Source organism: Rhodococcus sp. PD04 (assembly GCF_035918275.1).
Lineage (GTDB): Bacteria > Actinomycetota > Actinomycetes > Mycobacteriales > Mycobacteriaceae > Rhodococcus > Rhodococcus rhodochrous.
Map to the genome: position 1 here is coordinate 5,209,062 of NZ_CP142143.1, position 26,839 is coordinate 5,235,900.

27 protein-coding genes are annotated in these 26,839 nt (G+C 67.9%); 7 read left to right on the plus strand and 20 right to left on the minus strand.

Translation table 11 applies throughout. The features are described from left to right. Window positions 1-91: 91 nt before the first annotated feature. From rplI to rpsF, 4 genes are all read right to left on the minus strand, one after another. Window positions 92-547, minus strand: a complete 456-nt coding sequence (rplI, locus tag U9J23_RS23955; RefSeq protein ID WP_026061132.1) for a 50S ribosomal protein L9 — start codon at window positions 545-547, stop codon at window positions 92-94. A gap of 17 nt (window positions 548-564) precedes the next feature. After that, window positions 565-807, minus strand: a complete 243-nt coding sequence (gene rpsR, locus U9J23_RS23960) for a 30S ribosomal protein S18 (RefSeq protein WP_006550800.1) — start codon at window positions 805-807, stop codon at window positions 565-567. Between the two features lie 41 nt (window positions 808-848). Then, window positions 849-1,367 (minus strand): single-stranded DNA-binding protein, encoded by a 519-nt coding sequence (locus U9J23_RS23965; RefSeq protein ID WP_006550801.1) that lies wholly within the window; start codon window positions 1,365-1,367, stop codon window positions 849-851. A 64-nt stretch (window positions 1,368-1,431) separates the two neighbouring features. Beyond that, on the minus strand, window positions 1,432-1,719 hold the full coding sequence (gene rpsF, locus U9J23_RS23970; protein WP_006550802.1) for a 30S ribosomal protein S6: 288 nt from the start codon (window positions 1,717-1,719) through the stop codon (window positions 1,432-1,434). Window positions 1,720-1,873: 154 nt separating this feature from the next. On the opposite strand from rpsF, the gene U9J23_RS23975 reads away from it, so the two are divergent. From U9J23_RS23975 to U9J23_RS23985, 3 genes are read left to right on the plus strand one after another with little or no spacing between them, the layout of a single operon-like run. Beyond that, window positions 1,874-3,217, plus strand: a complete 1,344-nt coding sequence (locus U9J23_RS23975) for a glycosyltransferase 87 family protein (RefSeq protein ID WP_059381876.1) — start codon at window positions 1,874-1,876, stop codon at window positions 3,215-3,217. Then, on the plus strand, window positions 3,214-3,801 hold the full coding sequence (locus U9J23_RS23980; protein WP_059381877.1) for a GNAT family N-acetyltransferase: 588 nt from the start codon (window positions 3,214-3,216) through the stop codon (window positions 3,799-3,801). Before U9J23_RS23975 ends, U9J23_RS23980 begins: the two co-directional genes overlap by 4 nt. A 26-nt stretch (window positions 3,802-3,827) precedes the next feature. Next, window positions 3,828-4,208, plus strand: a complete 381-nt coding sequence (locus U9J23_RS23985) for a DUF2752 domain-containing protein (RefSeq protein WP_085468626.1) — start codon at window positions 3,828-3,830, stop codon at window positions 4,206-4,208. 3 nt (window positions 4,209-4,211) lie between these two features. Here U9J23_RS23985 and U9J23_RS23990 read toward each other — a convergent pair whose 3' ends face one another. The 3 genes from U9J23_RS23990 to U9J23_RS24000 form a co-directional block, all read right to left on the minus strand. Continuing rightward, the gene (locus U9J23_RS23990; protein WP_272266217.1) at window positions 4,212-4,769 is read right to left on the minus strand and encodes a hypothetical protein; all 558 of its coding nucleotides are present in this window, start codon (window positions 4,767-4,769) and stop codon (window positions 4,212-4,214) included. A 120-nt stretch (window positions 4,770-4,889) separates the two neighbouring features. Beyond that, entirely contained in the window at window positions 4,890-6,869 is a 1,980-nt protein-coding gene (locus tag U9J23_RS23995; protein WP_326603013.1) for a WD40 repeat domain-containing protein, read from the minus strand. Continuing rightward, window positions 6,760-8,706 (minus strand): nSTAND1 domain-containing NTPase, encoded by a 1,947-nt coding sequence (locus U9J23_RS24000; RefSeq protein WP_228525957.1) that lies wholly within the window; start codon window positions 8,704-8,706, stop codon window positions 6,760-6,762. Before U9J23_RS24000 ends, U9J23_RS23995 begins: the two co-directional genes overlap by 110 nt. A 173-nt stretch (window positions 8,707-8,879) precedes the next feature. Here U9J23_RS24000 and U9J23_RS24005 point away from each other — a divergent pair, with 173 nt between their 5' ends. Then, window positions 8,880-9,161 carry a response regulator transcription factor gene (locus tag U9J23_RS24005; protein ID WP_085468627.1) on the plus strand — a complete coding sequence of 94 codons (282 nt, stop codon included), beginning with the start codon at window positions 8,880-8,882 and terminating at the stop codon, window positions 9,159-9,161. Window positions 9,162-9,376: 215 nt separating this feature from the next. Here the strand turns inward: U9J23_RS24005 and U9J23_RS24010 are convergent, their stop codons facing one another. The 5 genes from U9J23_RS24010 to U9J23_RS24030 all read right to left on the minus strand — a co-directional run bounded on the left by U9J23_RS24010 (window position 9,377) and on the right by U9J23_RS24030 (window position 15,194). After that, a complete protein-coding gene (locus tag U9J23_RS24010; protein WP_106200951.1) occupies window positions 9,377-9,859 on the minus strand; it encodes an RNA polymerase subunit sigma-24 in 483 nt (160 codons plus the stop codon). Window positions 9,860-9,886: 27 nt separating this feature from the next. Then, complete coding sequence (locus U9J23_RS24015; protein ID WP_059381881.1) at window positions 9,887-11,479, minus strand: glycosyltransferase family 87 protein; 1,593 nt, start codon at window positions 11,477-11,479, stop codon at window positions 9,887-9,889. Between the two features lie 9 nt (window positions 11,480-11,488). After that, window positions 11,489-14,062 (minus strand): transglycosylase domain-containing protein, encoded by a 2,574-nt coding sequence (locus U9J23_RS24020; RefSeq protein ID WP_272266354.1) that lies wholly within the window; start codon window positions 14,060-14,062, stop codon window positions 11,489-11,491. 517 nt (window positions 14,063-14,579) lie between these two features. Then, the gene (locus U9J23_RS24025) at window positions 14,580-14,738 is read right to left on the minus strand and encodes a hypothetical protein (RefSeq protein WP_155418938.1); all 159 of its coding nucleotides are present in this window, start codon (window positions 14,736-14,738) and stop codon (window positions 14,580-14,582) included. A gap of 33 nt (window positions 14,739-14,771) precedes the next feature. Then, complete coding sequence (locus U9J23_RS24030; RefSeq protein ID WP_172414849.1) at window positions 14,772-15,194, minus strand: DUF5318 domain-containing protein; 423 nt, start codon at window positions 15,192-15,194, stop codon at window positions 14,772-14,774. A 232-nt stretch (window positions 15,195-15,426) separates the two neighbouring features. On the opposite strand from U9J23_RS24030, the gene U9J23_RS24035 reads away from it, so the two are divergent. Together U9J23_RS24035 and U9J23_RS24040 are read left to right on the plus strand one after the other, a co-directional pair. Then, window positions 15,427-15,984 (plus strand): PadR family transcriptional regulator, encoded by a 558-nt coding sequence (locus U9J23_RS24035; protein WP_006550821.1) that lies wholly within the window; start codon window positions 15,427-15,429, stop codon window positions 15,982-15,984. Then, window positions 15,977-17,077: an inositol-3-phosphate synthase gene (locus U9J23_RS24040; RefSeq protein ID WP_272266220.1), complete on the plus strand. Its 1,101-nt coding sequence runs from the start codon at window positions 15,977-15,979 to the stop codon at window positions 17,075-17,077. Before U9J23_RS24035 ends, U9J23_RS24040 begins: the two co-directional genes overlap by 8 nt. A gap of 90 nt (window positions 17,078-17,167) precedes the next feature. Here the strand turns inward: U9J23_RS24040 and U9J23_RS24045 are convergent, their stop codons facing one another. Genes U9J23_RS24045 through U9J23_RS24055 form a run of 3 tightly spaced genes read right to left on the minus strand, consistent with a single transcriptional unit; the run spans window position 17,168 to window position 20,245 of the window. Next, window positions 17,168-17,926: an SDR family oxidoreductase gene (locus U9J23_RS24045; protein ID WP_059381884.1), complete on the minus strand. Its 759-nt coding sequence runs from the start codon at window positions 17,924-17,926 to the stop codon at window positions 17,168-17,170. Further along, window positions 17,923-18,996, minus strand: a complete 1,074-nt coding sequence (locus U9J23_RS24050; protein ID WP_059381885.1) for a phosphotransferase family protein — start codon at window positions 18,994-18,996, stop codon at window positions 17,923-17,925. The genes U9J23_RS24045 and U9J23_RS24050 overlap by 4 nt, the downstream gene beginning before the upstream one ends. A 16-nt stretch (window positions 18,997-19,012) precedes the next feature. Beyond that, a complete protein-coding gene (locus tag U9J23_RS24055; protein ID WP_326600834.1) occupies window positions 19,013-20,245 on the minus strand; it encodes an acyl-CoA dehydrogenase family protein in 1,233 nt (410 codons plus the stop codon). A gap of 81 nt (window positions 20,246-20,326) precedes the next feature. Between U9J23_RS24055 and U9J23_RS24060 the strand changes: the two genes are divergently transcribed. Beyond that, window positions 20,327-20,914 (plus strand): TetR/AcrR family transcriptional regulator, encoded by a 588-nt coding sequence (locus U9J23_RS24060; RefSeq protein WP_059381887.1) that lies wholly within the window; start codon window positions 20,327-20,329, stop codon window positions 20,912-20,914. A 97-nt stretch (window positions 20,915-21,011) separates the two neighbouring features. Here the strand turns inward: U9J23_RS24060 and U9J23_RS24065 are convergent, their stop codons facing one another. The 5 genes from U9J23_RS24065 to U9J23_RS24085 all read right to left on the minus strand — a co-directional run bounded on the left by U9J23_RS24065 (window position 21,012) and on the right by U9J23_RS24085 (window position 26,778). After that, on the minus strand, window positions 21,012-23,141 hold the full coding sequence (locus U9J23_RS24065) for a transglycosylase domain-containing protein (RefSeq protein WP_059381888.1): 2,130 nt from the start codon (window positions 23,139-23,141) through the stop codon (window positions 21,012-21,014). A 169-nt stretch (window positions 23,142-23,310) separates the two neighbouring features. Then, window positions 23,311-23,502 (minus strand): hypothetical protein, encoded by a 192-nt coding sequence (locus U9J23_RS24070; protein WP_059381889.1) that lies wholly within the window; start codon window positions 23,500-23,502, stop codon window positions 23,311-23,313. Next, window positions 23,499-24,320: a carbohydrate ABC transporter permease gene (locus U9J23_RS24075; protein WP_059381978.1), complete on the minus strand. Its 822-nt coding sequence runs from the start codon at window positions 24,318-24,320 to the stop codon at window positions 23,499-23,501. The genes U9J23_RS24070 and U9J23_RS24075 overlap by 4 nt, the downstream gene beginning before the upstream one ends. Before the next feature lie 83 nt (window positions 24,321-24,403). Beyond that, entirely contained in the window at window positions 24,404-25,477 is a 1,074-nt protein-coding gene (locus tag U9J23_RS24080; protein WP_059381890.1) for a carbohydrate ABC transporter permease, read from the minus strand. Window positions 25,478-25,494: 17 nt separating this feature from the next. Next, a complete protein-coding gene (locus tag U9J23_RS24085) occupies window positions 25,495-26,778 on the minus strand; it encodes an ABC transporter substrate-binding protein (protein ID WP_059381891.1) in 1,284 nt (427 codons plus the stop codon). Window positions 26,779-26,839: the final 61 nt, after the last annotated feature.

Genomic DNA, 26,839 nt, shown 5'->3' on the forward strand with positions numbered 1-26,839 from the left:
TGTGGTTTACCCCCCGGTTTATCCACAGGCTGTGCACAGACGACGAGGAGCCCCACGCCGACCAGGCGCGGGGCTCCTCGAGGGGCCGGAATCAGGCAGCCACGACGTTCAGCGTGAACTTCGCGGTGACATCCGGGTGCAGCTTCACGACGATCTGGTGCTTGCCGGTCGCCTTGATGTGAGCCTTGGGCAGCTCGACGATGCGCTTGTCGACAACCGGGCCACCGGCAGCCTTGAGAGCACCGGCGACGTCGGCAGCGGTGACCGAGCCGAACAGCTTGCCCGAGTCGCTCGAGGTCTTGACGCTCAGCGAGACGTCCTCGAGGCCCTCGATGGCGGCCTTGAGCTCCTGGGCGTGCTCGAGGCCACGCACGGCGCGAGCCTCCTGAGCACGGCGGATGCCCTCGACCTGCTTCTGGGCACCACGGGTGGCGACGATCGCCAGGCCGCGGGGCAGCAGGTAGTTGCGGCCGTAGCCGTCCTTGACCTCAACGGTGTCGCCAGGCGCACCGAGGTTGTCCACGTCAGCAGTAAGGATGAGCTTCATCGTGTCCCTCCCTTTCCTCAGCGAGTCGTCGAGACGTAAGGGAGCAGAGCCACCTCACGAGAGTTCTTGACAGCAACAGCGACGTCGCGCTGGTGCTGCACGCAGTTGCCGGTGACGCGGCGAGCGCGGATCTTGCCGCGATCGCTGACGTACTTGCGCAGCAGCGTCGTGTCCTTGTAATCGATCTGCACGTTCTTTTCCTTGCAGAAGGTGCAGACCTTCTTCTTCAAAACCTTCTCGCGCGCGGGCGACTTAGGCATGGTCGTTCTCCGTAATTTTGGATGTTCCGATCGAGGTCGGATCAGAACGGAGGCTCGTCGTCCCCGGAACCACCGAAGGAGCCCGACTGCGGGGCGTCGCCCCACGGGTCGTCTCCACCGACGTTCGTGTTCTGAGCGGGACGGCCACCGCCCGATCCACCGGAGGAACCACCGAAGCCTCCGCCACCGCCACCGCGACCGGCCTTGGTGACCTTGGCCGTGGCGTAACGGAGCGAGGGGCCGATCTCGTCGACCTCGAGCTCCACGACAGTGCGCTTCTCGCCTTCACGCGTCTCGTAGCTGCGCTGCTTGAGCCGGCCCTGCACGATCACACGCGAGCCGCGAGTCAAGCTCTCGGCCACGTTCTCCGCTGCCTCACGCCAGATGTTGCAGCGCAGGAACAGAGCCTCGCCGTCCTTCCATTCGTTGGACTGACGGTCGAACACGCGGGGCGTGGATGCAACGGTGAAGTTCGCAACCGCAGCACCCGCGGGGGTGAAACGCAGTTCGGGGTCGGCGGTCAGATTGCCGACCACGGTGATGACGGTGTCGCCTGCCATGTGGTTCCTCCTGCAGTGTGGGGAGTCCTGATGCGCCAGAGCCTACGGCCCGGCGCCGACAGGCTCACTTGCCGTGGCGCAGAACCTTGGTGCGGAGCACCGACTCGTTCAGGCCGAGCTGGCGATCCAGCTCTGCAACGGCAGCAGGCGTCGCGCTGATGTCGATCACCGCGTAGATGCCTTCGCTGTTCTTGGCGATCTCGTAGGCGAGACGGCGCTTACCCCACACGTCGACCTTGTCGACCTTGCCGCCTTCCTGGCGAATGACGTTGAGGAACGTCTCCAGCGAGGGAGCGACGGTGCGCTCGTCCAGGCTGGGGTCCAGGATGATCATCAATTCGTAATGACGCATAAGACCTCATCACCTCCTATGGACTGTGAACGGTCACGGACGTTCCGTGACAGGAGGGTCGTTGCGTCAGCAACCCATGAAGGGTACACGACGGCCCGGCGACCAGCGAAATCGCCGACCGTCGCGGGCAGGGGTTTTGTCCTAGGGTGAGGACATGCGCACGAGCTCCGGGACCGTCTCGCTCGTCGCCGTCCTGACGTGCGCGGTGATGATGTGGTTCGGCTACCTGAACAAGGCCCGGTGCGCCGGCCCCACCTTCGACGCCGAGGGCCGCACGCTGCGGTTCGAGGACATCAAGGACGCCGACGTCTGTTATTCCGACATCCAGCAGTTGTGGATCGGCCGCGGCATCAACCTCCACGTCTTCCCCTTCGTCGACGGGGGCATCACCTCGTCGGGAGCGCTGACCGGGGGCACCGTCGAGTACCCCGTGCTCAGCGGGGTGCTCATGTGGATCGGGGCCATCGGCGCCCACACCGACGCGGAGTTCCTCCTGCAGTCGGCGCTGTTGCTCGCCCCCTTCGGGCTGGTCACCGCGTGGTTGCTCGCCCGGATGGCGGGGTGGGCGGCGCTGTTGTGGTCGCTCACGCCGCCGCTCGTGCTCTACGCCTTCCTCAACTGGGACCTGCCGGTCGTGGCGGTCACCGTCGCCGCCGTCGCGGTGCTGACGATCGAACGCTGGTCGCTGCGGACTCGAGGAGTGGTCGCGGCGGTGCTGCTGGGCGTGGGCTTCTGTCTCAAGCTCTATCCGGGCATCTTCGTGCTGCCGCTCATCGCCTACGTCCTCACCGGCGGGAGCTCGCCCGATCGGAAACGGGACGTCCCCGGCGCCCTCGCCGTCGCGGGCGCGGCGGCAGCGACGGTCGCCGCGATCAACCTGCCCTTCGCGGTCCTCGGTTACGAGGGCTGGCGGGCGTCGTTCGCCTTCCAGCAGAACCGGGAAGCGGACGGGACCAGCAACTCCATCTGGTACTGGGGTCTGCGGCCACTGATGGGCGGCTACCAGGAATACGAGAACACTCCGCAGTACAACGACCTGGTGGCCCAGTTGTCGCCGGCGCTGGTCGCGCTGTCGTTCGCACTCGCCCTGTGGCTCGGATGGCGCCGATATCTCCGCGACGGCATCTACCCGTGGCTCGGCGCCGGGGCCGCGATGCTGTGCGGTTTCATGCTCTTCCACAAGGTGCACTCACCGCAGTACACGCTCTGGCTGCTGCCGATGCTGATCCTGCTGCGCGTGCCGTGGGGTCTCGTCGCCGCCTATCTCCTCGCCGACCTCGCCATCGGCATCGGCATCTTCCGGTGGTTCGCCGCGACCGCCGGCGAAACAGACATGGCCCTGCCGCTCACGCTCGTCCACATCGGCGTGTGGGGACGTGCGGTTTTGCTGGTCGTGCTGTTCTTCGTCTTCCTGCGCGTCCCGCCCAGAACTCCGTGGCAGCCGGCCGAACGAACGGGCTACGCTCGCCGTCCGACGACGACCGGGAGAGCGCGATGAACGACGACTGGACGGACCATCCCGTCCTCGAGGGTCCCCGTATCCGACTCGAGCCCCTCGCCGACGCGCATGCCGAAGGGTTACTGAAGGCCGCCGACGATCCCGGCGCGATCTTCGCCTGGTCGCACCTCGTGATCCGCGACCTCGACGACGCGCGGACGTTCGTGCGCGAGGCCGTGGCCGATCCGTCCCGGCTGCCCTACGCGATCGTCGACAGGGCGACCGGCGAGGTACTGGGATCGACGTCCTACTACCTGATCGAACCGGCTTACCGCACGCTGGTGATCGGTTACACCTGGTTGTCGACACGAGTGCAGCGGACCCACGTGAACAGCGAGTCGAAACTGCTTCTGCTGCAGCGCGCATTCGACGACCTCGGAGCCGTGCGCGTGACCTGGCACGCCGACGAACGCAACACCCGCTCGCGCGATGCCCTGCGCCGGCTCGGCGCCACCGAGGAAGGCCTGCTCCGCAAGCACCGCAGACGCCGCGACGGCAGCTGGCGCACCACCGCGCTGTTCTCCCTCACGGACGACGAATGGCCCGGGGTACGCGCCCGGCTCGAGGAACGCCGGGTGCGATGAGGACGAGGCGCGCGCTCGCAGCCCCCATGGCGGTCGCCGTGGGCGCGGTCGCGTTGTGTGCGGCGGTGGCGTGGGCCGACCCGACCACGCCGGGCGGGATCATTCCGCCGTGCCCCACCTATTCGCTGTTCGGAATCCTGTGTCCCGGTTGCGGTTCGTCACGGATGCTGTACTCGCTCGTCCATCTCGACGTGCCGGCAGCGTTGCATTACAACGCCCTCGGTCTCGTCGCGCTGGTCGTGCTGACCGTGGTCTTCGGTCTGTGGACGTGGAGCCGGGTGCGGGGCACACCGATGCCGCGGTGGACGCGATACCGGTGGACCCCGCACCTCGTGCTGGCCCTGACGGCGGTGTGGTTCGTCGTACGCAACATCCCGGTCGCGCCGTTCACCGCCCTACGGATCTGACCGTCAGAGGATCGGGCAGTTGACCGTGTACTCCCACGCCGTCCCGGGCTCACCGGTCACTCGGACGAGAACCGAGGACGCACTCCCGGCCGGCACGTTCACCACAGCCGATCCGGTGCCTTCGTTGATGCTGTCACCGATACGACCGGTGTCGTGGATCTGGGAACCACCGTAGAACACCTGGATTCGGTCGGGAACGTCGAAGGTCTCCCAGTCCAGCAGGAACGACGTGGGACCACTGCGACCCAGCTCGTGGTAGGTGCTGGTGACACCTTCCCCTCCCGACTGCCGCGACTGATTGCACTGCTGGGTCGACGGCAAGGACGATCCGTTGCCCAGGATCGCGCTACCCAGATCGATCGCTCGTCCACCCAGATCCACCACGCTGCCGGGCAGTTCGGACACGCTGCCGGGCAGATCGGCGACACTGCCCGGCAGATCGTTGCTGCCGGCGCTGCCCGTGGGAGCGGACGAAGCGGCAACGGGCGCACCGAATGCGACCACCGCCACCGTAACGGCCGTCAGAACCGCGCGCAGACCCGACCTACGATTACGAGACATGCTTCCTCCGATGATCGATGCGTTGAACCCCCGTCAGGACGTTCTCACGCCGTGCGACGCGTGCGTATCCTGCAATCGGATGAATCCGGCTCGGTCGGAACATCTTCCGTGCCGCCCGATTCACGCCGTGCCGCCGCACGGCGGCCGGTAGGGCACACCGGGCAGGTGCCGTTCCCATTCGTCCTCGGTCACCGGAGTGCCGACGGTGGAACACAGTGTCGCCGAGACGGCCTCGGGATCGAGTTGCCACAGCCGCACGGAACGGTCCGGGCCGCCTCCGACGAGCACTGTTCCGTCGTGCGCGAAGGTGGCGTCGTAGACCCGGCTTCCGTAGGCGGTGAGCACCGCGTGGGTGGTGGGGGAGTCCGGTCGGGTGACATCCCAGATCCATGCCGCGCCGTCGCCGACGCCGGCCGCGAGACGGTCTCCGTCGGGGGAGAAGTGCAGCGAGTACACCGCGTCCGCCGGCCCGGTGATCCGCGCCAGTTCGCGTGGAGCAGCGGGGTTCGCGACGTTCCACAGGCGCACACTGCGGTCGGCGCTCGCCGCGGCCAGGATCTCTCCGTCACCACCGAACGCGACCGTCTGCGCCTGACTCTCGAATCCGGACAGCTCGGAAATCCGCGTCGGATCGGTGGGATCCGAGAGATCCCACAGTTCGACGAGACCACCGGCGCTCGCCACGGCCACGATGTCGGCAGAGGGATGCCACGACAGCATGTACGGATAGTCGTCGGCCTCGAAGGTTCCGACGACGCGCGGAGCCGTCGGATCGGAGACGTCGACGAGCGCGACCTTCTCGTCCTCCGTCGCCGCTACTGCCACGACGGGCCGGCCGGGAGCGAACTCGACCACTCCGACGACGCCCGTGACGACGCTCTCGGCCGTCCCTGCGAACTGCGGTACCGCAGGGTCCGCCAGATCCCACAGGTGCACGGATCCGCCGGATGTTCCTGCAACAGCGAGCGATCCGGTCTTCGACAATGCTGCGGCACCGCTGAAGCGGTCCTCGACGGGCGGACTCAGGGACGGCAGTTCCACCGCCGCACCGGGATCGGTGATGTCCCACAGCGGCAGGGAATTCGAGCGTCCCTGACCGAAGAGGACGAGGGTGCCGTCCGCATCGACGGGAGTGACGTAGACGGCCTCCTCCGCGGGCAGGACCGGGCCGGGCACCGGCCACCACCCGACCGAACCGTCCAGTGCCGCGGTGAGCACCGCACGGCCCCCGTCGGCGAAGTCGACGGAGGTCACGGGATTCGAACCGGGCAGTGTCGTGATCGATTCCGCGGCCTCGGGAGTCGCTCCGTCCGCCCAGATGCGGACCGTGTTGTCGGAACTGCCCGCGACCAGGTGACGTCCGTCCGGGGCGAACGCGACGGCGTTGACATAGCTGGTGAAACCCTCGAGAGCGGCCAGCGGAGCGGGTGCCGCGGGATCGGTCGTGTCCCAACGCAGTACGTGACGTCCGGTGGTGCCGGCCGCGACCGTGCGGCCGTCGGGCGAGAATGCCACCGACAGGAGATGTTCGGTGCCCCCGTCCGGCAGCGTCTCGAACACCGGTCGCGCGCCGGCATCCTGCGCCTGCGCATCCCACACGCGCATCGACATCTGCCTACCGGCCACGACGAGCCACCGGTTGTCGGGCGAGAAGACCGGATACACAGCGCCTTCGGCCGGATGATCGAGCGGGGGCAGTTCCGTCACCTCGTCGGCATCCGTATCCCATCGCAGGACCGTGCCGGAGCCCGTCCCGGCCACGAGTCGACGTCCGTCCGGGGAGAATTCGAGCGAGTAGGCGGTGTGGTCGGAGTTCGCGAGCACCGCCCGCTGCCGCGGGGAGGTGCGATCACGGATGTCCCACAGCCAGATTCCGCCCTGACCGCCCACCGCGACGGCGTCGCCGTCCGGTGACACCGCGAGCGCATAGAGTTCGGCGGCGCCGTCTCCCGCGCCGAATTCCGCGGTCGGGGTGGTCGACGGTCCGGTCTCACCCACCGCCCACAATCGCACCGTGCCGTCGGATGCAGCACCGACCACAGTGCCCCCGTCCGGTGTGCTGCGTGCCTGGAGGGGGCCGGCCGGTCCTGCCAGACGCACGGGGGTACGTACACCGGTGGTGTCCAGCAGTGCCGAGCGCGCCTCCACGGTGTCGGCGACCCGGTAACCGGCCAAGGCGAGTTGGGCGGCGACAGCGGGTTCGGTGGCCGACAACTGCGACGAGACGGTCGCGATCTGGCGCGACATCGCGTCGTCGCGTGCGCGCTGGGCGTCGGCGCGTTCGGTGCGCGCTGATTCCGGCTGCGGTGGCGACGATCACGAGCACGAGGGCGATCACCGCCGTCGCGGTGAGGGCGCCCACGAGCCGCCGGAGCACCCTGGTCCGGCGACGTTCCGCCTCGACCTCGGCGTCCCGGTGCGCGACGCTCCGGGCGAGGAATTCCCGTTCCGTGTCGTTGAGCGCGTCGGCGTTGTCGTCGACGCGACTCCAGTCGTCGTGGAGGACGAGCCGGCCACCGCCGAGCAGGGTGGTGTCGTCTCGGTCGCTGTCCTCCCACACCTGTGCGGCACGGGTGAGTTCGCGATGGACGGCGAGGCCCGCCCGGTCGGCGTCGATCCATCCGCGCAGCCGGTCCCATGCGGTGAGGAGAACCTCGTGGCTCAGCTGGACGGAATCCTCGTCGACCGTCAGCAGGCGAGCGTCGGCGAAACGGTCGACGATCTCGTCCACGGCGTCGACGTCCCCGAAGGACAGTTCGTTGCGGGGAGTGCGTCGACGCGTCTGGGTGTCGTCGTCGACATTGACGAGACGCAGGAACACCCGGCGCGTGAGTCGTTGCTGTTCGGGCGTCAGTTCCGAGTACAGCTCCTCGGCGGTCTGCTGGACCGCGCCGGAGATACCGCCGACCGCGGTGTAGTCGGCGACGGTGAGAGTCCGGCGCTCGGCCCGTTGCCACAAACGCAGCAACGCGTGGGAGAGCAGTGGGAGTGTGCCGGGCTCGTCCTTCGTCCGCGACGCGCGGGGAGCGAGGTCGGTCAGCAGCACCTTCACCAGTTCCGGTGGGACGGTCACCCCCGCCTTGGCCGCCGGTTGCACGATGACGGATTCGAGTTCGGCTGCCGACATGGGTGCGACGACGACGGGCCCGGACTCGAGGATCGGCACGAGGTGCGGTTCCCGTGCGGCGAGTCCGTAGAAGTCGGCCCGGAGTCCGAGGACCACGACGATGTCGTCGGCCGGCTGCGCGAGGTGTTCGAGGAAGTCGTGGCGGTCCTCTTCCTCCCCGGCCGTCCACAGTTCCTCGAACTGGTCGACGACGAGAACGGTCGGGTGATCGACCTCGAGGGCGTCGGAGAGCGTGTCCGGTCCTGCCGTCGCGGGGGTCAGAACGACGGGTGTCCAGTCGCGGAGATCGGTCTCGTCGGAAGCGACGGCGGCGGCGACACCGGCCCGCAGCAGAGACGACTTGCCCGCGCCGGAAGGACCGACGACGAGGATCACCCGCGGGCCCTGCCCGGCGACGGCGGCGCGGATCCGGCGGAGAACGTCGTCGGTGATGTCGTCGCGGCCGAAGAACCACTCGGCGTCGTCCTCCTCGAAGGAGGACAGACCGCGATAGGGGACCGGACCGGTGTCCCGGCGCTTGGTCCGTGCCTGCCGGGCGCGACGCGCAGCCGCGATCCAGGTGTCCGCCCCGGTCTCGTCGGTGACCCCGCACGCCGCGAGCACGGCGCGGAAGGACGGCTCGCTGGCGCGGGTGGGCAGATGCTGTCCGGAGAACCATCCGGCAACCGTGCCGTGCAGTGCTCCGGACGCGTCGACGACGTCGCGGATGGACAGTCCCGCTCGGGTTCGCAGGGCGGTCAGGGCCCGGCCGAACTCGGCCCGGGAGGTGATCGAGGCCGGATCTGCCGCCTCCACAGTTGTTTCCGTCATCTACGGTTCCCTCGGGAAGAATCTGCGTTTCCGCAGTTCAGCGATGTATGGCTGTACGGAGTTCGTACGGGATCACGCGCGGGCGTAGGCCTTCGCATCGACCGCGACGAGGATTCGGGGTGGCGCATTCGCGCCGGTTCCCAGACTCTTCGTCAGCCGAGAGGCGGTTCGCCGTGAACGCTCAGCACCGTTCGCCCTCGTTCCACGAAATGCGTGTCGGCGGCCTCGTGCGGCCTCTGCTCAGTGCCCGCGAGAAGGAAGTTCTGCTCACCTGGCTGGCAGCGGATTCGAAGACCGAAGCAGCGAGGCGGCTGTTCATCTCGGTGGGCACGCTGAACACGCACCTGCAGCGGATCCGCCTCAAGTACGCGGCAGCCGGACGGGACGCCTCGACGAAGGCGAGTCTGCTGGCACGCGCGCTCCAGGACGGCCTGACGACGTTGGACGAGTGGTGATACCGCACGAGGGTGGTGCCGTGCGAATGGTGACGCGCCGGCGCGCGTGAGGTCAGGGGTCGTCGGAAGTGCAGGGCACGGCGAACCTCCAAGGCGCGGTCGACAGGCCCCCGACAGTCCCGTAGCAGAAATGGCAAATCGGATATTAGCGACAAATCACCCGGGATGTGTGGTTCGTCCGTTCGCCTGTCGGTATGGACTCCGCCGGCCCGGTCTCAGGCTGCGCGCAGGGAACTCAACGCGGCGTGCTGCTCGACACCGACCCGCCCCGGCGCCACGGCGAGAGCCACCGCGGTCTGCCGCGAGTCGAGGCCCACAATGGTGCGGAGGATGAGGATCTCCTGCTGGAGCCGGGTCAGAGGGAAGGCCCGCGGGTTCGTGAACGCGGCATCGGCCGCGTCGACGACCACCGTGTAGGCCAACCGCAGGAAAGGCCGATCGGCTCCGGACGGCGCGGTGAGTTCGGCGAGGATCGCCCGGCAGGCGGCCAGGGCGAGACGATCGGCATCGGCGAAGGTTCCTCCGGCGGCTTTCGCGCGGGCCCGGAAGTAGGCGATCACGAGCGGATGCAGGTCGCGCAGGAGACGTGGGATCGCGGCGGCGTCGCCGGCCGCGACCGTCCACGCCAGCTCACACGTCGTGAACTGCGATGCGGTGACATCCGTCCCCGCTCCGAATCTCCGTCCGCCGGTCGCCATTCTCCCCCCTCGTACTCGTCTCCGAGCCTAGGGCGCCGACGAAGCCTCCGACATACATCGTTCGGATGATTCTTCTCTCGTGACCCGATGGTGAGCAGGTCGCAACCTGGCGGGCAACCAGCGCGGCGGACGGTCGGGAGCCTGATCGAGCACCCCACCCACCGGATCGTCGACGAAGCCGTATCGCACGGGATCCCGCACCGGACGCCGGATCTGCCACAACACGACCGCGCACAGCGCCACGACGGCGACATCGCGCAGGAAAACCGTGGCGGTGAACCACTGCTCCGGCAGCCCCTTCTGATCGGGACCGAGGTAGTAGTACATGCGCGGAACCCACACCAACGCATCGATCGTCATCCAGGCGACCAGTGCGCGCCGGTGGGGTACGGCCAGCACGGCCAGCGGCACGAGCCACAACGAGTACTGCGGACTCCACACCTTGTTCGTGAGCAGGAATGCCGCGACGAGGAGGAAACACAGCTGCGCGAGGCGGGGGCGACGCGGCGCGGTGAGCGCGATCCACCCGATCGCGGCGCAGGCCGCGGCGAACAACACGAGCGAGACCCCGTTGAAGGTCGAGGCCGACCAGGCCGGCCAGCCCACGAACGAGTGCAGCACGTTGTAGATCGAATCCGGATCCGCTCCGCGATCGGAGTTCAGCCGGAAGAACTCCGCCCATCCGCGCGGGTACAGCACCATGATCGGCAGGTTCACCACCAGCCACGCCGCGGCGGCCGCTCCCGCAGTGCGGACGAACGACCGCAGATGGCCGGTCCGCAGGCACAGCACCAGCAGCGGACCGAGCAACAACAACGGATACAACTTCGTCGCCGCGCCGAGGCCGAGCAGGGCGCCGGCGAGAACCGGTCGACGGCGTGCCCACGCCAGCAGGCCACCGGCGGCGAAGGCCGTGGCCAGGGCGTCGAAGTTCGTGAAGGCGTGCACCACGACCAGCGGTGACGCCGCGACGAGCGCGGCATCCCAGATCCTGCGGCCCGCCGACATCGCGGTGGCCCACACCGTGACGAGCCAGGCGAGCGCGAGACCGACAGCGACGACGGCGAAGTAGATCGCGACCTGCAGTGCGTCGGGGAGCCACGGTGTGGCGTCCCACGCCTTCGCGATGCGCATCGAGCCGTACTGGTAGAGACCGGCGAGCACCGGATACTCCATGTACCGGGTCTGCATCTGCCCGTCGGGGCCGGGTTCCTCCCACGACGTCCGGTACGGGAAGGCGCCCTCGGCGAGCCGTTCGGCACCGTAGAGCGGAACGATGTCGGAATAACACATCGCCACGTACTGCCGGTTACCGCTCCAGTCCAGGCCGAGCGCGCCGTCGGGACCGACGGGCCCTTGCTGCACACAGGCCGCCTTCGTGAACCAGCCGAAGGCGAGGAAGACGACCGCGAGCAGCAACATCGCCCGCAGGGGAGTGAAGAAGCGGGTGCGCCCGAGCACGGCGTGCCGGCCCACCGGACCGCCGATGACGGCGGTCAGGCGCGACACCGTCGGGTCGGTGCGCCCGGGGGTGTCGCGCCAGTCCAGGGAACGACGCTCCTCGGCCGGTGGTGCAGGGGACACCACCGGCCGGGCGTCGGATCCCCGGTCGTCGCTCACGCGGCGAGGCTACCCGGCCGGAGCGTATTCGAACGCGCCCTGAGGGCTACCGCCCTGCGCGCCCTGGAATCCGCCTCCCTGCGCGCCCGGGATCGCGGGGCTCTCGAGCCCCGGGATGCGGTTCTGCGGAGGCGATCCACCCTCGTCGGAGTCGTCACCGGTACCACCGCCGCCGGTTCCGCCACCGGTGTCCCCGCTCTCATCCTGCTGACCACCGGGACCGGGACGGGTGGGCGCGTTCTGGGTGGTCGTCTGCGGGGCGACACCCGGGACAGGAATCGTGACGCCGGGGAAGATCTCCACGTTCTGCGTGGTGATCTCCGGAACCTCGGGAAGGCTCGGCACGACACGCGAGGTGGTGGTCTCCTCACGGGTGGCCGGAGCCGTCGTCGTCGCGGTCCACGCCGGCACGCCGGACACACCGGCGATCGGCTCCGGCTTCGGGAACGACTCGACCTCGGTGCCCTCGAGAGCGCCGTCCATCGTGTCCTTCCAGATGTCCGACGGGATACCCGAGCCGTAGATCATGCCGCCCCAGCTGTTCTCGAGGGGCAGGCCCTCCTCGGTGCCGACCCACACCGCCGTCGCCAGCGACGGGGTGTAACCGACCATCCACGCGTCCTTGTTGGAGCCGGTGTCGCCGAGCTGGGCGGTACCGGTCTTCGCAGCGGACGGGCGGCCGCCGGCCAGGGCGTGACCGTTCGAATACGCGGCGATCGGGGTCATCGCGGAGGTGGTGTTGTCGGCCACCGCCGCATCGACGACCTGCTCACCCGCAGGGGTGCCACGGTCGAGGAGAACCTCACCGTCGGACGTCACGACCTTCTGCACGAAGTACGGCTCGTGATGACGGCCGGACGCCGCGAGCGTCGCATACGCCGAGGCCATGTCGAGCACACGCGACTGGTACTGGCCCAGCACGATGCCGTAGTTGGGACCGATGCCACCCGGCTCGGTGAGCGTCTCACCGATGCCCGGCAGTTCCTTCGCGATACCCAGCTTGTGCGCCATGTCGGCGATGGCCTGCGGACCGTTGTCCATCTCGAGCATCATCCGGTAGAAGCTCGTGTTCAAAGACCGCTTGAGTGCTTCGGCGATGGTGCACTGCCCGCACGACTCGCCCTCGACGTTGCCGATCTTGATGCCGTTGACCGTCAGCGGACCGCTGTCGTAGGTCTTCGACAACGGCACACCCTGGTCGAGGTTGGCAGCCAGGCCGAACACCTTGAACGACGAACCCGTCTGCAGACCGGACTGGGCGAAGTCGTAACCGACACCGCTCTCACCGCCGTAGTAGGCGCGGATCGCCCCCGACCGGGGATCGACCGACACCACCGCGGTACGCAACTCCTCGGGTTCACCCTCGAGATTGCTCTGCGCCGCCTCGACCGCCGACTGCTGGGCCTGCGCGTCGATCGTCGTGGTGATCTGCAGACCGGCCGTGTTGAGGAGGTTCTCGTCGATGCCCTCGCGGGACAGCTCGGCCAGCACCTGGTTCTTGATCAGGCCTTCGGGGCCGGACGACTGGTCGCCGTTGTCGAGCTCCGCGATCGGCACGTAGGCCGGGTACTTCATGCCCGCCCGCTCGGCCGCATCGAGCGTGCCGGCGGCGACCATGCCGTCGAGCACGTAATTCCAGCGCGCCTCCGCGCCCTCGGGGTTCTGCTCGGGATCGAGCAGCGACGGCAGCTGGATCGACGACGCGAGCACGGCGCCTTCCTCGACGGTGAGCTCACCGACGGGCTTGCCGAAGTACGCATTCGACGCGGCAGCGATGCCGTAGGCACCGCGACCGAAGTAGATGGTGTTGAGATAGGCCGCGAGGATGTCGTCCTTGGCCCACTGGTTCGCCATCTTCGTCGACAGCACCAGCTCCTTGAGCTTTCGCGTCAACGTCCGCTCGGAACCGACGACAGCGACCTTCACGTACTGCTGGGTGATGGTCGAACCACCACCGGCGCTGTCTCGGCCGAGCACGTTGTCGCGGGCGGCACGCGCGAAACCGGTGACCGAGAAGCCCGGATTGCTGTAGAAGTCGCGGTCCTCGGCGGCGAGCACGGCGTTGCGGACGTGCACGGGAATCGCGTCGAGTTCGACCTCGCTGCGGTTGCCCTCCGGCGGGATCACCTTCGTGATGACGCCCTCGCCGTCGGAGTTGAAGATGGTCGCGGCCTGGTTCGTCTGCAGCTCACCGGGGCGCGGCACGTCCTGGACGATGTACGCCAGCATGAACGTGAGGATCGGGACGAGGATGCCGGCGGCGACCACGACGTAACCGATCCGACGGATCGTGCGCCAGCGGTTGCTCTTGCCGCCACCCTTTCCGCCTCCGGCGCCGCCACCCGAACCTCCACCGGGCGGAACGGTGGGAGGTCCGCCTGCGGGCGGGCCGCCGGCGACGCGCGTCGTGGGTGCATCGTTCGCAGCACTCGCACTTCCTGCGGTGCTCGCACCCATCGCAGCGGAAACCCGCTGCGTCGGGGCATCCGCTCCGGGACGCATGGCAACGGTCGGATCGGCCTGCGGCGTGCGCTGGACGGGAGGCACCGCGCCGGGCGGCAACGTGCCGGGACGCGGCGGCATCGGCTGATCGGGGTTGCGCGGCTGGTTCGCGCCCGGGGCAGGCACCGGTCCGCGCGGCGGGTACGGCTGTCCCGGCCGACCCTGCTGGGGACCCGGCCCCTGAGCCGGACCCTGGGGACGCTGCCCCTGACCGGAAGCCGGAGGACGCTGCCCCTGACCGGGGATCTGAGGACGCTGCCCCTGACCGGGACCCTGGGGCGGGTACGGCGGACGGCCGCCGGGGCGCGGCGGCTGCTGACCTGCGGGGCCGGGCTGTCCGCCCGGTCGACCCGGCTGACCCTGAACTCCCGGTCGACCCTGTGCTCCCGGTTGACCCTGCGGTCGCGGTTGCGGCGGCAACGGACGACCCTGCACCGGTCCCGGGGCAGGGCGCTGCTGTCCCGGACCGGGCTGTCCCTGACCGGCACCGGCAGGAGGACCGGGACGTTGCTGCCCGGGCTGCGGTCCGTCGGGACCGCCGCGCTGGGGCGGAACGGCCTTGTTGTCCTCGGGTTCGTTGTCGGGGGAACTCACGTACTCATCTCCAACTGTTCTCGCGACGCATCACGCCGCGGCCTCGACACTGCTCCACGAACGGCCGATCGGCGATGCCGGCGGACGGCAGCCGATCGACGATGTGCGCAGCGGACGACGCGACGATCAGGTCGTGCGGGTCGGACCCAGGAGCGAACTCCACGAGAAAGCGTACGGGCACGTTGCCGGTACCCCTTCACTCGCTGGCGGTACGACGGCTCGATCCCGTCGACCGGCGACGCGGGCTCTTGGGGGCGGGTTGCGATCCCAGGACGTACGACTGCACCAGGTGATTCCAGCTACAGGTACGGCACACCTCGACCACGTGAACCGAGAATTCTTCCTGGCTGGCGGCCAGACGCACCAACTCTTCGGGAGTGCGCGCCGACCCGGACACCGGACCGAGTTTGTCGCCGAAGACCCACGAGACGAGGGTCAACTGCTCCTTACGGCAGATGGGGCACATCACATCGCTGCCCCGTCCGTGAAATTTCGCCGCCCGCAGCAGATAGGGGCTCGCGTCGCAGACCTCGCTGACTCCGCGCCGCCCCGAGTAGACCTCGGCGAGCAGCGAGCGTCGCTGCAACGCGTAGTCCACCACCTGCCGCTGAATTCGCACGGCTTCCAGAGTACGTGCGGGCTGTGCGGCGTTGGGCGCGGAGTGGCCCACCGGACATCGAAGACGGGTGGTCGAAGCGGTACCGACGTATTTCCGATCGGGCCCGGAGAAGGGTGCCCGTGTGCGACCCGACGTGACACGAATCGTGTGGGGCGTATCGTCGTATATATCGGCGCGATATAGTTCTGTGTCGTATCAATCGGTTGGTTCGAACGGAAACAGGAGGTGACCCGTGCTGGAACTGGCGATACTCGGGCTCCTCCTCGAATCGCCCATGCACGGCTACGAGCTGCGCAAGCGTCTGACCGGGCTCCTCGGAGCCTTCCGCGCCTTCTCCTACGGGTCGCTCTATCCGACTCTGCGGAGAATGCAGGCGGACGGCCTCATCGAAGAGGATCCGGGAATTCCCGGTCCCGTGAAACGACGTGCCCGCCGCGTCTATCAGCTCACCCCGAAGGGTCGAGAACGCTTCACCGAGCTGGTCGCCGACACGGGACCGCAGAACTACACCGATGACGGATTCGGCGTGCACCTCGCCTTCTTCGGTCGCACTCCCGCCGAAGCGCGGATGCGAATTCTCGAAGGCAGGCGCCGCCAGGTCGAGGAGCGCAGAGAAGCGCTCCGCGATGCGATCGGACGGGCCAGCGGCACACTCGATCGTTACACCCGTCAGCTCCATCAGCTCGGCCTCGAGTCCAGCGAGCGCGAGGTGCGCTGGCTCAACGAACTCATCGCCGCCGAGCAGTCGTCAGCAGCACGCAACAAAGAAGGAGAACCCGACCATGGGTGAGAACAGCACCGCGGTGCGCGTGGCCATTGTGGGCGTGGGGAACTGTGCCTCTTCCCTGGTCCAGGGCGTCGAGTACTACAAGGATGCGGACGCCGAGACCACCGTCCCCGGCCTGATGCACGTCGAATTCGGTTCCTACCACGTGCGCGACGTCCAGTTCGTCGCCGCGTTCGACGTGGATGCCAAGAAGGTCGGCTTCGACCTGTCCGAGGCGATCCTCGCGAGCGAGAACAACACCATCAAGATCGCCGATGTGCCGCCGCTCGGCGTGCCCGTGCAGCGCGGCCACACGCTCGACGGCATCGGCAAGTACTACGCCGAGACCATCGAGCTGTCCGACACCGAGCCCGTCGACGTGGTTCAGGCGCTCAAGGACGCCCAGGTCGACGTTCTCGTCTCCTACCTCCCCGTGGGTTCCGAAGAGGCAGACAAGTTCTACGCGCAGTGCGCCATCGACGCGGGCGTCGCCTTCGTCAACGCTCTCCCCGTGTTCATCGCCTCCGACCCCGAGTGGGCGCAGAAGTTCACCGACGCCGGTGTCCCGATCGTCGGCGACGACATCAAGTCGCAGGTCGGCGCCACCATCACCCACCGCGTGATGGCGAAGCTGTTCGAGGACCGCGGTGTCGTGCTCGACCGCACGTACCAGCTCAACGTCGGCGGCAACATGGACTTCAAGAACATGCTCGAGCGCGAGCGTCTGGAGTCGAAGAAGGTCTCCAAGACCCAGGCCGTCACGTCGAACCTCAACGGCCCCCTCGCCGGCAAGGTCCACGACCGCGACGTGCACATCGGCCCCTCCGACTACGTGCAGTGGCTCGACGACCGCAAGTGGGCGTACGTCCGCCTCGAGGGTCGCGCGTTCGGCGACGCTCCGCTGAACCTCGAGTACAAGCTCGAGGTCTGGGACTCCCCGAACTCGGCCGGCATCATCATCGACGCCATCCGCGCGGCGAAGATCGCCAAGGACCGCGGCATCGGCGGCCCGATCCTCCCGGCTTCGGCATACCTGATGAAGTCCCCGCCGGTCCAGATGGCCGACGACAAGGCTCGTACCGAGCTCGAGGCGTTCATCATCGGAGCCGACGCGTAAGTCGTTCTTCGGCAGTATTTCCGACGAAGGCCGCATCCCTCACCGGGATGCGGCCTTCGTCGTTCCTGTTGAACGGGTTCCGGACCCTGCCTACGCCATCTTCCGGATCACCGACAGCGGCAGCACCTTCATCGCGTAGCCGAGCGGAATCCACGGCCAGCCCGGAACGTACGCCTTGGACGGTTCCTTCTCGATCGCAGCCGCCAGTGCGCGACAACCTGTTTCGGTGTCGACGATGAACGGGACCTTCTTCACCTTCTCGTTGATCTCCGACCGGATGTAGCCGGGGAAGATCGTGCTCACCGAGATGTCGGTGTCCGCCAGATCGGCTCGCATCCCTTCACCGAGCGAGGCGACGGCGGCCTTCGACGCGGCGTAGGTCGTCAGGTTGCGCGGCATGCCCCGCAACGCGCTCATGGACGAGATGAGCACGACGTGCCCGCGTCCCCGGGGTCGCATGAGCTCGAGGGCCGCTTCGCTCTGCGCCAGTGCACCGAGGAAGTTGGTGTTCGCGGTCTGGACGTTCGCGCGGAAGTAGCCGGTACCGAGGGGTTGTCCCTTGCCGAGGCCGGCGTTGACGATCACCCGGTCGAGACCACCGAGTTCCTCGTCGAACTCGCGGAAGACGGTGAACACGTCGTCGTGCTCGTTCACATCGAGGGCACGCACGCTCACGGTGATACCCGGGTGTGCGGCGAGCAGTTCGGCCCGCAGCTCCTCCAGTCGTTCGACGCGGCGTGCGGCGAGCGCCAGATTCCTTCCTCGCGCGGCGAATTCACGCGCCATACCGGCACCGAGCCCGGAACTCGCACCGGTGATGAGGATGTTCCGTCGCTGCGGGCGGCTCATCGGCTCTCCTTCTCGTATCGATCGATCAATGCACTGCAACGGGATTCGAGGTAGCCGACCACTATCCAAAAGTCCTTGAAGGCCGGATTGGTGGTGTGGCCGTGGTGGTAGCGGTAGTAGATCTGCTGGGCGATCACGGCGAGGCGGAACAGTCCGAACACCTCGTAGAATCCCCAGCCGTCCACCGGCAGTCCGGTTCGCTCGGAATAGTATTCGACGATCTCCTGCCGGGTGAGCATGCCGGGGAGATCGGACGGTTGCCGCTTCGTCAGCAGCAGCATGTCGTCGTCGTCCGCCTGGACCCAGTAGGCGAGCGAGGAGCCGAGGTCCATCAGGGGGTCGCCGATGGTGGCCAGCTCCCAGTCGAGTACCGCGACCGGCTTCAGCGGATCGTTCTCGTCGAGCACGATGTTGTCGAGCCGGAAGTCGCCGTGGATCACGGTCTGCGCGACGTCCTGCGGTTGCCGCGCCGCCAGCCACTCGGTGACGCGGGCGAAGTCGGGGACGTTGTCGGTGCGGGCCTTGGCATAGCGCGACGTCCAGCCCGCGACCTGCCGTGCGACGTAACCGGATCCGCGACCCAGCTCGGACAGTCCGGCGGACTCCGGATCGATGCCGTGCAGTTCGACGAGCAGGTCGACGATGCGCAGGCACAGGGTGCGGGTGTCCGCTTCAGAGAGGTCGAGCTTCGTGGGCGGATTCGTGCGCAGGATGGTGCCGGGAACCCGGTCCATGACGTAGAAGTCGCTGCCGAGCACGCTGTGATCGGTGCACAGACCGACCATGGTGGGCACGTACGGGTAGACCGGCGCGAGCATCGACTGGATGCGGTATTCGCGTGCCATGTCGTGCCCCGACGACGGCTTCGCCCCGGCCGGTGGGCGGCGCAGCACGAGATCACGATCCGGATAGCGCAGCAGGTAGGTCAGATTGGATGCGCCGCCGGAGAACTGGCGAACCTCCGGCACCCCTGTGATGCCGGCGTTCTCGGTGAGCCAGGCCGCGACCGCGCCGACGTCGAAGGCGTCCTCGTCGCGAACGGTGCGGGCGTTGTCGGGAAGTGTGGTCATCGTCGAAAAATCCCTCTCACGCGTACTTGCCGAGTTCGAACCGGGCGACGAGCCCCTGGTGCACCTCGTCGGGCCCGTCGGCGAGACGTAGTGCTCGCGCCGCCGTCCACGCCCCGGCGAGCGGGAAGTCGTCGGAAAGCCCACCGCCGCCGTGGATCTGGATGGCGAAATCGACGATCTGCTGGGTGACGCGCGGTGCGACGACCTTGATCTCCGAGACCGCCGAGCGCGCCCCTGCGAGTCCCTGCGTGTCGAGCAGCCAGGCCGCATGCAGGACGAGCAGTCGCAGCTGGTTGATCGCGATGCGGGCGTCGGCGATGCGTTCGCGGTTGCCGCCGAGGTTGATGATCGGCTTGCCGAAGGCGGTGCGCTCGAGACCACGGCGGCACGCGAGTTCGAGGGTGTGCTCGGCCAGCCCGACGAGGCGCATGCAGTGGTGGATACGACCGGGACCGAGGCGGCCCTGCGCGATCTCGAATCCTCGTCCGGGACCGGCGATGACGGCGTCGAGCGGCAGCCGGACGTCGGTGAAGGACACCTCACCGTGGCCGCTGGGCTCGTCGAAGAAGCCCATGGTGGGGAGCATGCGTTCGACCTCGACACCCGGGGTGTCGAAGGGCACGAGGACCATCGAATGTCGCTGGTACTTGTGGGCTTCCGGATCGGTGAGGCCCATGAAGATGAGCACCTTGCAGTCGGGATGGCCGACGCCGGTGCTCCACCACTTGCGGCCGTTGAGCACGATCTCGTCGCCCTCGACCACGGCGGTCGCGGCCATGTTCGTCGCGTCCGACGACGCGACCTCAGGTTCGGTCATGCAGAAGGCCGAACGGATCTCGCCGTCGAGGAGGGGACGCAGCCACTGTTCCTTCTGCGCCTCGCTGCCGTAGTGGTAGAGGACCTCCATGTTGCCGGTGTCGGGGGCGTCGCAGTTGAACACCGCGGAGGCGAACTGCGAGCGGCCCATCTCCTCGGCGAGCGGGGCGTATTCGACGTTCGACAGTCCGGCACCGAGTTCGGCGTCGGGCAGGAAGAGGTTCCACAGGCCTTCGGCGCGGGCCTTGCGCTGCATCTCGCGGAATTCGGGGGAGACGGCCCACCTCTCGGCGGCGTCGATGTCGCGTCGTCCCTCTCCGGTGGTGCGTCGCTCGGCCCGCAGTCGCTGTTCGACGGGCGTGACCTCTGCGGCGATGAACGCTCGGAGGCGTTCGAGATAGTCGCGACTGCGCTCGGACTGTGCGAAATCCATCGGGTGCCTTCCGTCGAGTTCGACCGGGAATCTGCCCGGTCGGGCGGTCGTAACTGAGCGATGCTCAGTTAGGCTATCGGTGTGAGCACCCCGCGACAAGAGGCTCCCAAGGGACGGCGTCGTCTGCCGCCCGAGGAACGTCGACGGCAACTCGTGGCGATCGGGCTGCAGGAACTGTCGACGCGCCCGATCCACGCTCTGTCGATCGACCGCGTCGCCGAGATCGCCGGCATCTCCCGCGGCCTGCTGTTCCGCTACTTCCCCACGAAGCAGGACTTCTACGTCGCCGTCGTCGGCGCCGCGTCACGCCGGTTGCTCCGCGCGGCGGATCCCGATCCGGACGAGCAGGATCCGCTCCGGGCGGTGCTGCAGCCGTTCGTGTCGTTCATCGACCGTCACGGTGACAACTACCAGGCGTTCTTCCACAGCGGCGTCGGCTCGGATCCCCAGATCCGCGACATCCACGACTCGATGCGCGACACCATGGTCGAGCGGGTCGTCGCGGCGCTGGGCTGCGACGACACCCCCGTCACCCGCATGCGGCTGCGGGCGTGGTGGGCACTCGTCGAGTCGCTGGCGATCGACCGGTTCCACGAAGGCACGCCGAGCATCGACGAGATCGTCGACTATTCGGCCGCCCTGCTGCCGACGGTGCTGACCGGGCCGTAGACGAATCACGTCGTCGACGACGAAGGGGAGGTTGTGTGCGTCCCCGGTCGGGAGAACGCACACAACCTCCCCCTCGACGAACGAGTGGACTCCCCCTCTACAAGCCGGGGATCTGGATCGTCACGCCGGGGAACACCTCGATCTGCGAGGGCACCTGGACCGGCAGGTCGACCGGCGGCGCCGGAATCGTGATCGGCGGCAGGTTCGACAGGTCGGGCAGCTGGAAGGTCGGCGGCGGGGCAGTGGTGGTGGTCTCGATACCGGCGTCCTTCGGGACACCCGCCTGACCACCGATCGGTGCCGGCCACGGGAAGCTTTCGACGGGTGTGCCCTCGAGCGCGCCGTCCATCGTTCCCTTCCAGATGTCCGACGGCAGTCCGGAACCGTAGATCGACCCACCCCAGCTGTTGGTGATCGGCCCGGCGTCGGGGGTGCCCATCCACACGGCCGTCGACAGCGACGGCGTGTACCCGACCATCCAGGCGTCCTTGTTCAGCCCGGTGTCACCGAGCTGCGTGGTACCGGTCTTCGACGCCGACGGCCGGCCACCGGCGAGCGCATGCCCGCGCGAGTAGGCGGCGATCGGCATCATGGCCTGGGTCGCGTTGTCGGCGACCGCGGCATCGAAGCGCTGCTCGCCGGGGGACGCCGGTCGATCGAGGAGCACGACACCGTCGGCCGTGACGACCTTCTGCACGAAGTACGGCTCGTGGAAGACACCGGACGCGGCGATCGTCGCGTAGGCGGAGGCCATGTCGATGACACGTGCCTGGTACTGGCCGAGGACGATGCCGCCCTCCGGAGGACCGCCGTTCTCGCTCAGCGTCTGCCCCTCGACGCCGGGGATCGTCAGCGGGATTCCTGCTGCGTGCGCGGCGTCGGCGATCTTCTGCGGGCCGTTCGACATGGACATCATGAGCCGATAGAAGCTCGTGTTCAGCGACCGCTTGAGTGCCTCGGCGATCGTGCAGCGTCCACACGACTCGCCCTCGACGTTGCCGATGCGGATGTTGCCCACCGTGAGCGGGGAGCTGTCGAAGCGCGCGTTGAGGCCGATCCCGTCGTCGAGTGCGGCGAGCAGGCCGAACACCTTGAACGCCGACCCGGTCTGGACGGGTGCCTGCGCGAAGTCGAAGCCGGCGCCGTCCTCACCGCCGTAATAGGCGCGCACGGCACCGGAGCGGGGATCGACCGAGACCACCGCGGTGCGCAGCTCCCCGGGCTCGCCGGACAGCGTGGACCGGGCGGCGTCGATCGCCGCCTGCTGGGCCTTCAGATCGATGGTGGTGGTGATGCGCAGGCCCTCGGTGTTGAGGTCCTGTTCGCTGATCCCCGCCGCGGACAGCTCGCGCAGCACTTGCGTACGGATGTGTCCTTCCGGACCCGTCGCCTCGGTGGCCAATACAAGGGTGTCCGACGGCACCGTCGGGGGGAACACCTGCTCCGACCGCTCGGAGGGGTCGAGGACGTCCATCTCGACCATGCCGTCGAGCACGTAGTTCCAGCGCTCCTCGATGGCCGGCAGGTTGTACTCGGGGTCGAGCGACGACGGCGTCTGGATCACCCCGGCCAGGACAGCGCCCTCGGAGACCGACAGTTCCTCGACGGGCTTGCCGAAGTACGCCTGCGACGCCGCGCCGATGCCGTAGGCGCCGCGACCGAAGTAGATGGTGTTGAGATACGCCTCGAGGATCTCGTCCTTCGACCACTGTCGCGCCATCTTGGTGGAGATGACGAGCTCGCGCATCTTGCGTTCGAGCGTGCGATCGGCGCCGACGAGCACGTTCTTGACGTACTGCTGGGTGATCGTGGACCCACCGCCGGCGGTGTCCTTGCCCATGACGTTGTCGCGGGCCGCGCGCGCGAAACCGGTGATCGAGAAACCGGGATTGCTGTAGAAGTTGCGGTCCTCCGCCGACAGCACGGCGTTGCGGACGTGCTCGGGGATCTGCGCGATACCGACCTCGAGACGGTTGCCCTCCGGCGGGACGACCCGCGTGATCTCGGTGGCGTCGTCGGACGCGTAGATCCGCGCGAGCTGGTTCGTCTTCATGTCCGCCGGGGTCGGCACCTTCGCCGAGTAGTAGGCGGAGGCGAAGATTCCGAGCGGTACGAGCACGGCGAGAACGAACGCGACGAGTACGGCGTAGCGAACGATGCGTCCCCTTCGCTTCTTCGCTGCGGCCGCGGCGGCGCGCGAGGATGTCGACCTTTTGGGGCTCGTCACTCGTTCCACTTTCTCGGTACCGGTAATCCGGACGGGAGGGTCTCCCGCCCACCGTATGGTACGGAAACGACCGCAGGACGCCTCCGGAACACCGCTTCGGTGCTCCTTCTCACGTCACGACAGAGTCGATCCGATCGGCGTCGATCCGATCGGCGTCATTCCGATCGCGTCATTCCGATCGGCGCCACGCGCGGAACGCGAACCCCCACATCACGACGAATGCGAGCAGCACGAGGGACGGCACGATGCCGGGTTGCGGCGACGTCAGCTCGGCGACGGCGGAGATCACGGCCATCACCGTGAACACCGTGAGCAGGCCGAGCAGCATCTCGAGTCGGTTCCGGCGCGGAACCTTCCTCACGACTTGACGCCACCCGCGGTCAGACCCGAGATGATGCGTCGCTGGAAGATCAGCACCATCACCACGAGCGGCACCATGACGAGCGTGCCGCCGGCCATGATCGACGCGTACGGGGTGACGTACGGGTCGGTACCGGTGAACCGTGCCATCGCGACCGTCACCGGGGCCGTGCTCTCGCTCGACAGCTGCGACATCAGCAGGTACTCGTTGACGGTCGCGATGAAGGCGAGGATCGCCGTGGTGAACAACGCGGGTGCCGCGAGCGGCAGCATGACCAGGCGGAACGCCTGCCCGCGCGTCGCACCGTCCATCCGGGCGGCCTCCTCGAGTTCCCACGGCAGCTCGGAGAAGAACGAGGTGAGCGTGTAGACGGTCAGCGGCAGCACGAACGAGATGTTCGGGATGATCAGCGCCTGGTACTTGCCGATCCAGCCGATGTCGGTGAACAACTGGAACAGCGGCGTCACGAGCGCGACGACCGGGAACATCGACGCGCCGAGGATGAGGCCGGTGACGAAGTACTTGCCGCGGAACTCGAACCGCGACAGCGCGTAGGCGGTGAACACGCCGAGCAGCAGCGCGACCGCCGTGGTGGCACCGGCGATGATGACGCTGTTGAGCAGCGCCCGCGAGAAGTTGACCTTGGCGTCGGGGTCGAGCGCGTCGGCGAAGTTCTGCAGCGTCGGGTTCGACGGCCACAGGGTCGTGCTGAACGTCTCCGACGGGTCGCGCAGGGCGGTGACGATCATCCAGTAACAGGGAGCCAGGCCCCACACGACGATCAGCGCGACACCCACGTAGGTGCCGACCGTGCTCATCCTGCGCTTGAACGGCACCTTGCGGGACTGCACCGGCGTGGGCTCGGGCTCCGGCTGGATCCGGGGAATCTCGGTGGTGACGGTCATACGACCTCCCCCTTACGCTGCTTCTCCTGCGTACTCACCGCGTTGGCGCCGAGGAACCGCACCAGCACGAAGGCGACGGCGAAGATGAGCAGGAAGGTGATCGTCGACAGGGCCGACGCGGAGTTCGAGCCCTGACGCATCTGGTCGACGACGAGCACCGAGATCGTGGACGTCGCGGGATTCGACCCCATCATGATCGCGGGCAGGTCGTACATGCGCAGCGCGTCCATGGTGCGGAACAGGATCGCCACCATGAGGGCGGGCTTCACCAGCGGCAGCGTGATCATCTTGAATCGCTGCCAGGCGTTCGCGCCGTCGACCTTCGCGGCCTCGTAGACGTCCTGCGGGATCATCTGCAGGCCGGCGAGGATGAGCAGCGCCATGAACGGCGCCGTCTTCCACACGTCGGCGACGATGATCGCGAAGCGCGCCGGCCACGGATCGGCGGTCCACAGGTAGTCGGTGCCGAGCAGTTTGTTGGCGGCACCGTCGTTGGCGAAGATGAAGAACCACAGCTTGGCGGTGACGGCGGTGGGGATCGCCCACGGCACCAGCACCGAGGCGCGCAGCAGGCCGCGGCCCCGGAACGACTTGGCCATCACGACCGCCATCGCGAAACCGATCACCGTCTCGAGCGAGACCGTGACGACGGTGAAGAAAAAGGTGTTGAAGATCGACTGCCAGAACTGGGAGCCGAGGGTGCCCGGGGGGCACGGAATCGAACCGGTGGCGGTATTGCAGGTCTGGGTGATCCAGCGCGTGTAGTTCTCGATCCCCACGAAACCACCGGTGACGAACCGGCCCGTCTCGGGATCGAGTCGCTTCGAGTCACCGTGCAGCGACATCCACACCGCTCGTCCGAGCGGGTACAGGATGATCACGGCCAGGACGAGCATCGACGGTGCGACGAACATCCATACCGGGACCTTGCGCCGCGTCTCCACCGCCGCGGCGGGAGGCGCGGGCACGCGGTGACGTCCGCCGACACGTCCGCGGTCGGGACCGGGGACGGTCCCGACCGCGGGGGCGTGTGGCGGATCCGCGGGATTGTCGACCTGCGGGTCAGCCATGTACTGCTCCTAGAGCATCAGTTGCCGGCGGTCTCGATGCCGGCCTTGGTGTCGTCCAGCGCCTGCTGGACGGTCTTCTCGCCACGGATCGCAGCGTAGGCGTTGTCGGAGATCGCCTTCGACACGGCCGAGTAGTACGGCGACGCCGGACGCGGCTTGGCGGCCTCGAGGACCTCCTTCAGCGTCGAGAAGTAGGGGTACTGCTCGAGGATGGAGGCGTCGTCGTAGACCTCGGCGAGAACCGGGGCGCCGCCCGCTTCCGCGTAGTACATCTGCGACTGGCGGGTCTGCATGAACTCGAGGAAGTCACGCGCGGTGGCGGGAGCATCCGAGAACGCGCTGATGCCGACGTTGTAGCCGCCGAGCGTCGAGACGCCGGGGCCGTCGATGCCGGGCAGGACGGCGATGCCGTAGTTGCCGGCGACCGACGAGGTCTCACCGTCGGTGTAGAAGCCGGGCCACGTGCGCAGGAACAGTGCCTCGCCGTTGCCGAAGGCGGTCTGCGACTCGCCCTCGGTGTAGGTCTGCGCGGCGGCCGGGATGATGCCGTCCTCGAAGTTGTCGACGATGAACTGCAGGCCCTCGGCCGTCTTGTCGTCGATGGCCGGGGTCAGGCCGTCCTCGGCGACGAAGGAGCCACCGAAGGCGTTGACGATCTCGGTGACGTTGACCGTCAGGCCTTCGTAGTTCTTGAACTGACCGATGTAGCAGGCGATACCCGCCTCCTCGGCCTTCGGGCACTCGGCCTTCAGGTCGTCCCAGGTCGCGGGCGCCTCGTCGACGAGGTCGGTGCGGTAGTAGAGGAACGCGCCGTTCGTGTTCTTCGGGGCGGCGTACAGGGTGCCGTTGTAGGTGCCCGACTCGACGGTCGCGGGCAGCACGCCCTCGGTGTCGATCTCCAGGTCGCCCTCGAGGGGGAGCAGCCAGCCGTTCGCGGCGAACTCCGCGGTGTTGGTGACGTCGACGGCGATGAGGTCGTACTCGTCGCTCTTGGCCTGCATGCGCTGAGCGATGTCGTCGTACTGGTCGTTGGCCTCCTTGGCCAGCGGCTTGAACGTCACCTGCTCGTCGGGATGCTCGGCGTTCCAGTCGGCGATGATGCTCTCGAGTGCCGTGTTCAGGGGATCCTGCCCCTCGACGATCGTGATCGGGCCGCGGCCCTCGGCGGACGCAGCGGTACCCTCGCTGCCGCTCGAGGTGTCGTCGCCACCGTCGTCCGACGAGCAGCCGGCGAGAACGAGCGCGGTCGCGGCCGTAGCGGCGATCGCAGCCCTCCGCATCGCCTTCGTATTCAGAACCATCAACAACTCCCCATTCGAGGTCGAAAAACACACGTCGGTGACCCTGGTGCACCGACACCGG